This window comes from Actinomadura sp. 6K520 (assembly GCF_004349245.1).
Lineage (GTDB): Bacteria > Actinomycetota > Actinomycetes > Streptosporangiales > Streptosporangiaceae > Spirillospora.
Genome location: NZ_SMLC01000216.1, coordinates 1 through 10437 on the forward strand (window position 1 = coordinate 1; position 10437 = coordinate 10437).

Genomic DNA, 10437 nt, shown 5'->3' on the forward strand with positions numbered 1-10437 from the left:
GGGGTGGGGCGAGGCGTCCGGAGAAGCGTGTGCAGGCCAGGTCCAGGGCGCCCCAGAACAGGTGCACGGGGCTGACCTTGCCGACGAAGCGGGAGCGGAACTCGCCCATGACGCGGTTCGCCTGGAGGAGCTGCCGCCAGAACAGGTGGGCGGCCTCGGCGTCGTAGGAGGCGTGGTCGTGGTCCTCGGCGAACGGGATGGACGGCTCCACCTCGTTGGGGCGGGTCTGGAACCGTGCCGTGATGCCCAGGTCGTCCAGGGCCTCCATGGTCTGGGCGTAGAAGTCGGCCACCGATATCGGTTCCAGCTTCACCTGCCTGGACGGGCCGTCGCTGCTGCGGATGCGCAGTACGTGGTCGATGAAGTCGAACTCGATGTCGAAGGCCCCGGTCCCGTGCGGGATCGCGGAGGTGGTGAACCCGCGGGGGCTGATGTACAGGGTGACCTGCCACCAGTGGTTGAGCAGGGGCGCGTGCGCCAGCCGGATCTTGCCGACGATCTGCGTCCACATGTGCAGGGTGTCGCGGGTGTCGGTCCAGTCCGCCACGCGCAGCCGCGGCCACGCCTTCTGCTCGGTCATCCCGCTGCCTCCCGATCGACATTTCCGGCTGTCCGGATCCTGCCCATGCTGTAACGCGCGGAATCACGGCGGGCGTGCGGGGTTGACCTTGACGCCGGGGTCAAGGGTTAGCGTCGTAGCGGCCACGGACGAAGGAGGCCGGATGCGGATCGGGGAGCTGGCGGCGCGGGCGGGGGTGAGCACCCGGACGCTGCGGTACTACGAGCAGCAGGGGCTGCTGCCGGCGCGGCGCGCGGCCAACGGCTACCGGCAGTACGAGGAGTCCGACCTGCGGCTCGTCAGGGAGATCCGCTCGCTGGTGGCGGCGGGGTTCACGCTGGACGACACGCGCCCGTTCGTGGACTGCCTGCGGGCCGGCCACCCGGACGGCGCCGCGTGCCCCGAGTCGGTCGCCGTGTACCGGCGCAAGCTCGCCGAGATCGACGCCGAGATACGCACCCTGATCCGCCGCCGCGCGGACGTGGCCGGCCAGCTGGCGCGTGCGACCGAGCCGGGTGCCTGCCCGGGGTGCGCGCCGACCTCGGAGGGGACGAATGATCACACTGACGGCGGAGAACTTCGACGAGCAGGTGCTGCGCGCGGGAAAGCCCGTCCTGGTCGAGTTCTGGGCGGACTGGTGTCCCCCCTGCAAGATGATCGCGCCGATCCTTGAGCAGATCGAGGCGGAGCACGGCGACCGCCTCGCCGTCGCCAAGCTCAACGGCGACGACCACCCGGAGGTCGTGGCGCGGTACGGCGTCATGGGCTTCCCGACGATGAACCTGTACCGGGACGGCGAGGTGGTCCGGCAGATCGTGGGCGCGAAGTCCAAGCGCGCTCTGCTCGCGGACCTCGACGGGCAGTTCTGACGTCCGCCGGCCGCGGCCCCCTAGGACCGAGCTGGGTCGGGAGGCCGTGTGCGGACGTTGCTGAACATCCTGTGGCCGGTGCTGGCGGGGTTCAGGACGTCCAGGTGCGGCCGGTGAGGCGTTCGTAGACCTCGATGTAGCGGGCCCGGGTGGCGTCCACGACGTCCTGGGGGACGGCGGGGCCGGGCGGGGTGCGGTCCCAGTCGAGGGTGCTGCTCCAGTCGCGGACGAACTGCTTGTCCAGCGCGTGCTGCGGGCGGCCCGGCGCCCACTGGTCGGCGGGCCAGAAGCGGGAGGAGTCGGACGTCAGGACCTCGTCGCCGAGGGTGAGGGTGCCGTCGGCGGCGCGTCCGAACTCCAGCTTGGTGTCGGCGATGATGATGCCCCGCTCGGCGGCGATGGCCGCCCCCCGCCTGTAGATCTTCAGGGTGACGTCCTTGAGGCGGGCGGCGGTGTCGTCGCCGATCTCGCGCACGACGTCGTCGTAGGTGATGAACTCGTCGTGGCCCTCGGTGGCCTTCGTGGTGGGGGTGAAGATCGGCTCGGGCAGCCGGGACGCCTCGGCCAGCCCGTCCGGCAGCGGGATCCCGGAGACGGTGCCGTTCTTCTCGTACTCCTTGAGCCCGAGGCCGGCGAGGTAGCCGCGGGCGATCCACTCGACGGGGAGCATGGTGAGGCGGCGGCAGCGGACGGCGCGTCCCGCCAGCTCCTCCGGCACGTCCGTTGCCGACAGGACGTGGTTGGGAATGATGTCGGCGAGCTGCTCGAACCACCACAGGGACAGCTGCGTGAGGATCTTCCCCTTGTCGGGGATGAGGGTCGGCAGGACGACGTCGTACACGCTGACCCGGTCGGACGCGACGAGGATCAGGTCGTCCCCGTCCGCATAGACGTCCCTGACCTTGCCCGAGTGGACGAGTTCCATTGCGCTCCCTCTGCTCGCTGTCCCGTGCGGGGTCCTGCCCGCAGGAGTTTGTCACAAGCCCCCCTCGCCACCTGCGGCCGAGCGGTTCGGTGCGGGCGAACGGCGCCGAGGTGAATGGAGGCTTGGGCGTCGGGTAGGGCGATCCGCGAAGCCGACAGGGAGTTACCGATGAACGATCGCATTCCGGCGGAGGCGGAGCTGGCCTGGGAGGACTTCCACCGGCTCGTCAACATGACCTCCGACGAGCTGCGGATCTGGCTGCTCACCGACGCCTCGGGGGAGGAGGCCTTCCCGCCAGGACCGGCTCCGGGGGTCTCCGAGCTCGGTGCCCGCGTGGTCGACGTGCTGCGCAAGCGGAAGGTCGACCTGACCGACGGCGACGCCGAGGTGATGCAGGAGGTCGTGGACTTCGTGGAGGACCGGCTGGAGAACCGTCCGCCGGACGCGGAACGGGACGAGGCGTGGCGCCACTCGCTCATGACCGTGGGGCACGACCCGCTGCGTCCCGATCCGTCCAGCGCCTAGGAGGGAGATCATGCCGAACCCGCAGCAGCCCGAGATGCGGCGGTCCGAGACGACCCAGGTGACGAACGAGCCGGCGCCGGAGGCGACGGATCCGAAGTCGACGCGGTCGAAGGGCCACGCGCACGGCACCGACAAGGGGGACAAGGGCGGCGGCGAGGGCGGTGGAACCCCGCCCGACCAGCAGTCGCCGTACCCCTCCTGACGAAGGAACGCGGAAGGGCCGCCCCGGATGCGGGGGCGGCCCTTCCGCGTTGAGCGGCCCTCAGGGGACCTCGGTCTGGGGGCTGTAGCCGTCGTCCTCGCCGCCGGGGGTCTCGGCCTCGGCGATCGCCGGGTCCGTGGGGCCGGGCGCGTGCTCGCCCGCGAAGTCGTCGTCGGTCTCCTGGGGAGCGCCCTCCTCCGCGCGGCGGTCGGCGAGCGGCTTGTCCTCGTCACGTTTGCGTTCGCTCATCACCCCTCCTTCGTCTCCGGCCGAATACCCCGGGGGAGGGCTTCAACCTCGCTCAGGCGCGGAGGAACCCGATGAGGCGGGGGACGTCCCCGGCCTCCAGGACGATGTCGAACCGGCTCGCCAGTACCTCGGGCAGTTCCTCGGGGGCGAGCGTGCGGGTCTCCACGGTGCCGTCCGTCCGGGTGGTGGTCAGCGTCGTGCCGTCCAGCACGTGGTGGACGCCGGGGAGGAACCGCTGCGTGAACGGCCGCGTCGTGAACGGTGAGCGCGGGCTGGACGAGACGTAGTGGTTGAGGACGTCGAAGTCGATGCGGAACGTCTCGTTCAGGGCGAACGTCTGCCGCCGGATCCAGCCCTCCGGAAGACGCTGGTACAGCGCCCACTCCGCCGCGCCTTCGGCCCAGGGGGTGGGGGTGGCCTTCTCCTTCCGGAGCCGGAACCCCCAGCCGTCCTGCTCGGCCTCCTCGCCGTCCCGGAACCGCAGCGGCTCCAGCGGCCCGCCGCCGAAACCGACGTCGCACAGCCAGCCGGGCTCGTCCCGCGGCAGGTCCGGCGGGCGGACGTGGAGCAGCACGTGCGAGCACGGGCGCAGGACGTGCCCGCCCATCATCACCCGCGAGGCCAGGGCGGTGATCTCGTAGCCGAGCCGCTCCAGGACGGCCGCGAACAGCCGGTTGTGCTCGAAGCAGTAGCCGCCGCGCGGGCGGTCGACGAGTTTCGCCTGGACGGCGTCCAGCGCCGGCTCGACCGGCCGGCCGAGCATGATCTCCAGGTTCTCGAACGGGATGGACGTGACGTGGGCGCGGTGCAGGGCGCGCAGCGTCCCGGCCGTCGGGGTCAGGTCACCGTCGTGGCCGATCCGCTTCAGATAGGCGGGCAGGTCGAGCAGCTCGCCCTGCCACCCGTAGCCGAGATCCTCGGTCATCTCTTCCTCTCGCCGGGGCGGTCGCTGTGGGGGTAACACCGGAGACCGCCCGAATCCTCCCCCTGGTGGTCGCCGCGCGGGCGTCACCGGCCCCGGCGGGCGATCCGGGCGAGGGCGCGGTCGACGTCGCGGCGTTCGGCGGCGGGCAGCGGGGCGCCGGCCGCCTCGCGGAGCGCGGCGGCCTCGGCGAGCAGGGCTCCGGCGTCCGACATCAGCGAGTCCGCCTCGGCGTGGTCCCCGGCGTGCTCGCCCGCGAGGGAGCGAGCCCCGGCGGTCCCCTCCAGCGCGAGGGCGATCGCGCGCGGGTCGCCGGTGGCGCGGGCCTCGGCGAGTCCCTCGGTGTGGAATGCGAGCGCGGCGGCGGCGTCGCCGCGCTCCTCGGCGATGTAGCCGAGCTGGGCGTGCAGGAACGCGAGTCCGGCCGTCCCGCCGATGCCGTGCAGCCAGCCGAGCCAGGCGCGCAGGTGGGTCTCGGCGGTGTCGAGGTCGCCGCGCGCCCTGGCGACGAGGCCGAGGCCGATCTCGGCGAACTCCTCCGCGGACCGCGCGGCATGCCGCACGGCCAGATCGCGGGCTCGTTCGTGCAGGTCGCGAGCCGCGTCGAGGTCGCCCGTGAGCAGCGCGACGCGGCCGAGGCCGGAGAGCCGGAACGACGCCTCGGGCCACATTCGCAGTTCCTCGGCGACGCGCAGGCCGGTGCGGAGGAGCCGGGCGGCCTCGTCGTGGTCGCCGGCGATCTCGGCGTGGCGGGCGAGGACGTCGGCGGCCTCCAGGCGTCCCCACGGGTCCCCGAGGCCGTCGAAGATCGTGAGGCTCTCCTCCGCGTCGCGCGCCATGGCCGCGAGGTCGCCGCGGCCCATCGCGAACACGGCGCGGGTGGCGAGCGCGGCGGCGGTGAACCATCGGTCGCCGCGTGCGCGGAACACCGACAGGGCGTGGCCGGTGCGCGCCTCGTTCGCGGCGAGGTCGCCGTACGCCCAGTGCACGTGGCCGAGAAACCACTCCGCCCTGGCCTGGGCGAACGGATCATCGTGGTGCTTCAGCGCGTCGCGGCGGAGCTCCTCGGAGTCGGTGTCCGCACCGGCCAGCATGGTGAAGCCCGCCAGCCACGTGCCCGCCTCGGCACGGGCGGCCGGCGCCCCGGCCTCCGGTACCGCCAGCGCCGCCGTGCAGGCGCGCCGGGCCTCGTCGAACCGCCCGCGCAGGTACCAGTACCACCCCAGGGAGTTCACAAGCCGCAGCGCGTCACCGTGGTCGAGGGCGGCGCCGAGGTTCTCGGCCTCCTGGTCGAGGCGTTCGAGCCACTCCGGCTGCTCCGGGCCGCGCAGCCGCTCGGCCGCCCGCTCGGCCAGGCCCGTGTAGTAGCGGGCGTGGCGGCGGCGGAACTCGTCCTCCTCACCGGCCTCCCGGAGCCGCTCCAGGCCGTACGCGGCGATCGACTCCAGCAGCCGGTAGCGGCCGTCCCCGGTCCGGACGACGAGGGAGCGGTCGACCAGCCTCGCGAGCACGTCGACGCCCGCGCCGCAGACCTCCTCGGCGGCGTCGAGGGTGCAGCCGCCCGCGTGGACGACGAGGCGCCGCAGCGCCACCCGTTCCGGCCCGGTCAGCAGCTCCCAGCTCCAGTCGATCACGGCGCGGAGCGTCCGCTGCCGGGCCGGACCGCCGCGCCGGCCGTCCCCCAGCACCCGGAACCGGTCGTCCAGCCGGGCCGCGAGTTCCCCCGCCCCGAGCGCGCGGACCCGGGTCGCCGCCAGCTCCAGCGCGAGCGGGACGCCGTCCAGCCGCCGGCAGATCGACGCGACCCACGGGGCGGTGCCCGCGTCCAGCGTGAACCCGGGCGAGGCCGCCGCCGCCCTCGCGGCGAACAGCCGGACCGCCCCGGACCGCCGCAGCGCCTCCGGCGTGACGTCGCGTCCCGGCAGGTCCAGCGGCGGGACGACCAGGATCCGTTCGGCGGGGACGCCCAGCGGCTCCCTCGTGGTCACGAGCATCCGCAGGCCGGGAGCGCCGCCGAGCAGCCGTTCCGCCAGCTCGGCGACGGGCTCGATCACGTGCTCGCAGTTGTCCAGGACGAGCAGCGCCCGCCGCCCGCGCAGCGCGGCCCCGAGCCGTTCCACGGGACCCGCCGCGGGCTCGTCGCGGAGGCCGATGACGCGGGCGACGTGCTCGGCCACCTCATCCGCCGTCGCGGGACGCACCGAGGCCAGCTCGATCATCCACACGCCGCCGGGATGGCCGGCGGCGGAGCGGGCGGCCGCCGCCAGCGCCAGCCGGGTCTTGCCGACGCCGCCGGTGCCGGTGAGCGTCACCAGGCGGTGATCGGCGAGCAGCGCGCGGGCCTGGCCGAGTTCGCGCTCGCGCCCGATCAGCTCGTCCAGCGGGACGGGCAGCCGCGGCGGCATGTGCCCCGGACCGGACGGGTCCGGTTCGGGCGGGTCGCGTTCGAGCGACGGGTCCTGTTCGAGTATCGACCGGTAGAGCGCTGCCAGCTCCGGGCTCGGGTCGACGCCCAGCTCGTCGGCGAGCCGTTCCCGCAGCTCGTGGTAGCCGGTGAGGGCCTCGTTCTGCCGCCCGGCCCCGTAGAGGGCCCGCAGGTGTGCCGCGCGGAGCCGCTCCCGCAGCGGATGCCGCGCCACCGCGTCGGCCAGCTCGGCGGCGAGGGCCGCGTGCTCGCCCAGCTCAAGCCGCGTTTCGGCGTGCTCTTCCAGTGCGGTGAGCCGGTTCTCCTCAAGGCCGGTGATCGCCGCGCGGGCGAACTCGGCGTCGGTGAATTCGCCGAAGGCGGGGCCGCGCCAGAGCGCGAGCGCGTCCCCGAGCAGTCGCGCCTTGGCGAGGGGATCGGCGGCCTCCCCGGCACGCCGGAGCGCCGCCGTGAAACGCTCGGCGTCCACGGCCTGCGGATCGACGTCGAGGACGTACCCGGGTGGCCGGGACGCGATCAGGTCCCGGGCGCCGGGCTCCGCCCCGTCCAGGACCCTGCGGAGCTGGGAGACCCGGGCCTGCAGCGTCCCCTTCGGATTGCGCGGCGGCCGTCCGCCCCACAGGGCGTCGATGAGCCGGTCGCTGGAGACGGGACGCCCGGGAGCGGTCAGCAGTACGGCCAGCAGTGTCCGCACCTTCGCCTCGGGGACGTGCACGGGCGTCCCGGTGTCCGTCCACACCGCGAGTGTCCCCATCACCCCGAAGCGCACGGCGCCAGCGTAGCCGCCCCGCCGCTACGGACCGACCCGCAGCCGTTCCGTAGCGGGCTGGGTGAGGGTGAAGAAAACCCACTGCAGGAGGACTTCGTGAAATCTCCGGTGACGGTCGTCGGCCTCGGGCCCATGGGTGCGACGATGGCCAAGACCTTCCTTGACGACGGCCGCCCCGTGACGGTGTGGAATCGCACGGCGGCCAAGGCGGCGCCCCTGGTCCGGGACGGCGCGACCCTCGCCCCCACGATCGCCGCCGCGATCGCCGCCTCCGAGCTGGTCGTCGTCAGCCAGACCGACTACCAGGCGATGTACGACTCGTTCGGCGGCGCTGACCTGGAGGGCCGCGTCATCGTCAACCTCAGCTCCGGCAGCCCGGACGAACTGCGCCGCGCGGGAGAATGGGCGTCGAAGCATGGCGGCGAGCTGGTGACCGGGGGCGTCATGGCGCCGCCGCCAGGGATCGGGCAGCCCGGGGCGTACATCTTCTACAGCGGCCCAGAAGCGGTCATCGACCGGCACAGGGAGGTTCTGGGCGTGCTGGGGGACGTCACGTACCTCGGCGCCGACCTGGGCCTGTCGATGCTCTACTACCAGGCGGAGCTGTATCTGTTCTGGTCCACGCTCACGGCCTACATGCACGCCGTCGCGCTACTGGGGTCGGCGGGCGTCTCCGCGCAGCAGTTCCTTCCGTTCGCCGCCACGACCCTGCGCGAACTCACCGAGGACGGCCCCATGGGCTTCCTGAAGCAGATGGCCGAGGAGATCGACGCGGACGTCTACCCGGGCGACGACAACAACCTGCGGATGCAGGCGGTCGGCGCCGACCACATCGTGGACGCCGCCCGCGAAGCCGGGATCGACACCGCGGGGCCGCTCGCGCTCAGGGACCTGTTCTGGCGCGCCGTCGACGCGGGCCACGGCGCCGACGGTCTGGCCAGCGTCATCAAGGCGATCCGCGCCCCCGCGCCCTGACGCGGCGGCGGCACGGCCCCGGTCTCACGGGGCCGTGCTCCGGGTGGCCAGCGGGAGGCGCAGGACGAAGCGGGCGCCCCTGGGGCTGTCCTCGATGCGGAGGGAACCGCCGTGGATCTCGGCGATCTCGCGGGCGATGGGCAGGCCGAGCCCGGTGCCGTGCGGGTCGCGGGCCCGGGACGGGGCGAGGCGGGAGAACCGCTCGAAGACCCGTTCCCGCGACTCCTCCGGGACGCCGGGACCGTCGTCCAGCACTTCGAGGACGGCGTCGGCGCCGTCGCGCGCGACGGTCACCTCGATGCGCGACTCCGCGTGCCGCTCGGAGTTGCTGAGCAGGTTGTTCAGCACCCGGGCCAGCCGCACCGGGTTCGCCCGGACGAGGACGCCGGGTTCCAGCCGCGTCTCGATCGGGACGCGGGAGGCGCGCCGCTCGACCTCCTGGCGGGCGAGGCCGGCGAGGTCGACCGCCTCCACCGCGGCCGGGGCGCGGGAGTCGAGCCTGGACAGCTCCAGCAGGTCCAGGACGATGTCGTTCAGCCGCCGGGTGTCGCGCAGCGCGGAGCCGACCATCGGCTTCCAGTCGGCGTCGGGCGGCTCGTCCAGCGCGAGTTCCAGCCGCAGCTGGAGCCCGGCGATCGGGTTGCGCAGGTCGTGGGAGGCGTCGGAGACGAACCGGCGCTCCCGCTCCCGCGCGTCCTCCAGCCGGTCGAGCGTGGCGTTGACGGTCTCGGCGAGGGGCCGGATCTCACCGCCGGTCTCCGGGACGGGCACCCGGTGGCCGAGGCCGTGCGCGGAGAAGTCCGCCAGCTGCGAGCGGATCTGGTCGACCGGGACGAACACGCGTCCGATCGTGTGCCACGTCCACCAGGCGATCAGGGCGAGGAGCGCCGTGGTGACCAGTACGAAGGAGGCCAGCAGCGTCCACATGTTCACCGCGGCCGGCAGCGGCGTCGCCGCCAGGACCATCATGCCGTCCCCCCAGGGGGAGGTCCGCGCCCGCAGGCCGAAGACCCACACGCACTCGTCCAGGAAGTCCGGGCAGTGGCGCTGGTCGACCAGCAGCCTGCCCCTGGTCTCCTCCGGCGCGACCAGCGCCGGACGCCCCCGGAGCCGTGGTCCGGACGCCGCGACCCGGCCCTGCGGGTCCACGACCTGGATCACCGTCTCGCCCATCCCGCGGGGGAGGAGAGGGTCGCGGCCTTGCGGGCCGAGGTTGTACACGAGGTCTTCGACGGCCCGTTCCGAGGACCCCCGGGCCCGGTTCTCCGTCCAGTCCCGCGCGAGCAGGAGGAGCAGGGAGAGCAGCAGGAAGAGGATCAGCGCCGCCCCGGCCACGGTGATGACGGTCGCGCGTCCCCGCACCGTGGACATCGGGCGCGTCCACCCTCGGCGGACGCGTTCCCGCCACTTCGTCGTCACTGCCGAGCCCCCGAATCCCGGGCGGCCCGCCACTCGGAGCGGCCGCCTTTTGACTCAGCGTAGGTGATAGATCACTGAAGGTGACTGTCGGCTCTGCTGTGCCGTGCCGGCGGGCGGCGCCGCCCGGTCCGGCTCGTGGGACCTGCGGGACGTTGCGTTTCGCGTGGGGCCGGCGGTGCGATCTGGGGAAACGTTCGCCGGATCATGAACGGTAGCCGGGTCCCGGGCCGTACAGCGAGGGTGACGGGCGACTTTCCCGACGCGAAGGGAGCCGTCTCGGTGGGCGTCGAGGATGCGTTGCGAGCCGCGGGCAAGGCCGGTGTGGGGGAGGCGGGCCTCGCGGCCGGCCGTTTTCGGCGACGGGGAGGCTGGTCGGTGGGCGAGGCTCGGGACGGGGTGGTCCTCGGCGAGGTCACGTTACCCGGGGTGCGGCGGTCCGTCGGGGGCGCGCGGAGCTTCGTCCGCGAGGTGGTGCTCGGTCATTCCCGCGTGTCCGAGGAGATCCTGGACGACCTGGTCACGGTGGCGAGCGAGACGGTCTCCAACGCGATCACGCACACGGCGTCGGGGCTGGCGGGCGGGGAGGTGACGGTCGTCC

Annotated in this window: 10 protein-coding genes and 2 pseudogenes; 6 read left to right on the forward strand and 6 right to left on the reverse strand. The window is 73.6% G+C overall.

What is annotated here, in order from left to right:
• On the reverse strand, positions 1–580 hold a 580-nt coding region (locus E1289_RS33230; RefSeq protein ID WP_243713312.1), incomplete at its 3' end, for a DUF5996 family protein.
• 142 nt (positions 581–722) lie between these two features.
• Here E1289_RS33230 and E1289_RS39900 point away from each other — a divergent pair.
• Positions 723–1055, forward strand: a pseudogene (locus E1289_RS39900) (MerR family transcriptional regulator); the annotation flags it as partial.
• Between the two features lie 58 nt (positions 1056–1113).
• Positions 1114–1428 carry a thioredoxin gene (trxA, locus tag E1289_RS33240; RefSeq protein ID WP_131987387.1) on the forward strand — a complete coding sequence of 105 codons (315 nt, stop codon included), beginning with the start codon at positions 1114–1116 and terminating at the stop codon, positions 1426–1428.
• Positions 1429–1519: 91 nt separating this feature from the next.
• On the opposite strand, the gene E1289_RS33245 is transcribed toward trxA, so the two are convergent.
• A complete protein-coding gene (locus E1289_RS33245) occupies positions 1520–2353 on the reverse strand; it encodes a phosphoribosylaminoimidazolesuccinocarboxamide synthase (protein ID WP_131987389.1) in 834 nt (277 codons plus the stop codon).
• A gap of 168 nt (positions 2354–2521) precedes the next feature.
• Between E1289_RS33245 and E1289_RS33250 the strand changes: the two genes are divergently transcribed.
• Together E1289_RS33250 and E1289_RS33255 are read left to right on the forward strand one after the other, a co-directional pair.
• The gene (locus E1289_RS33250) at positions 2522–2878 is read left to right on the forward strand and encodes a DUF3140 domain-containing protein (RefSeq protein ID WP_131987391.1); all 357 of its coding nucleotides are present in this window, start codon (positions 2522–2524) and stop codon (positions 2876–2878) included.
• 10 nt (positions 2879–2888) lie between these two features.
• Entirely contained in the window at positions 2889–3080 is a 192-nt protein-coding gene (locus tag E1289_RS33255) for a hypothetical protein (protein ID WP_131987393.1), read from the forward strand.
• 60 nt (positions 3081–3140) lie between these two features.
• On the opposite strand, the gene E1289_RS33260 is transcribed toward E1289_RS33255, so the two are convergent.
• From E1289_RS33260 to E1289_RS33270, 3 genes are all read right to left on the reverse strand, one after another.
• A complete protein-coding gene (locus E1289_RS33260; protein WP_131987395.1) occupies positions 3141–3329 on the reverse strand; it encodes a hypothetical protein in 189 nt (62 codons plus the stop codon).
• A gap of 52 nt (positions 3330–3381) precedes the next feature.
• Positions 3382–4254, reverse strand: a complete 873-nt coding sequence (locus E1289_RS33265) for an arylamine N-acetyltransferase (protein ID WP_131987397.1) — start codon at positions 4252–4254, stop codon at positions 3382–3384.
• 83 nt (positions 4255–4337) lie between these two features.
• Positions 4338–7445, reverse strand: coding sequence for a BTAD domain-containing putative transcriptional regulator (locus E1289_RS33270; RefSeq protein WP_131987399.1), 3108 nt, complete (start codon positions 7443–7445; stop codon positions 4338–4340).
• Positions 7446–7541: 96 nt separating this feature from the next.
• On the opposite strand from E1289_RS33270, the gene E1289_RS33275 reads away from it, so the two are divergent.
• Positions 7542–8420 (forward strand): NAD(P)-binding domain-containing protein, encoded by an 879-nt coding sequence (locus E1289_RS33275; protein ID WP_207929315.1) that lies wholly within the window; start codon positions 7542–7544, stop codon positions 8418–8420.
• A 24-nt stretch (positions 8421–8444) separates the two neighbouring features.
• Here the strand turns inward: E1289_RS33275 and E1289_RS33280 are convergent, their stop codons facing one another.
• Positions 8445–9791 carry a HAMP domain-containing sensor histidine kinase gene (locus E1289_RS33280; protein WP_131987401.1) on the reverse strand — a complete coding sequence of 449 codons (1347 nt, stop codon included), beginning with the start codon at positions 9789–9791 and terminating at the stop codon, positions 8445–8447.
• Positions 9792–10118: 327 nt separating this feature from the next.
• Between E1289_RS33280 and E1289_RS33285 the strand changes: the two are divergent.
• Positions 10119–10437 (forward strand): annotated as a pseudogene (locus E1289_RS33285) (ATP-binding protein); the annotation flags it as partial.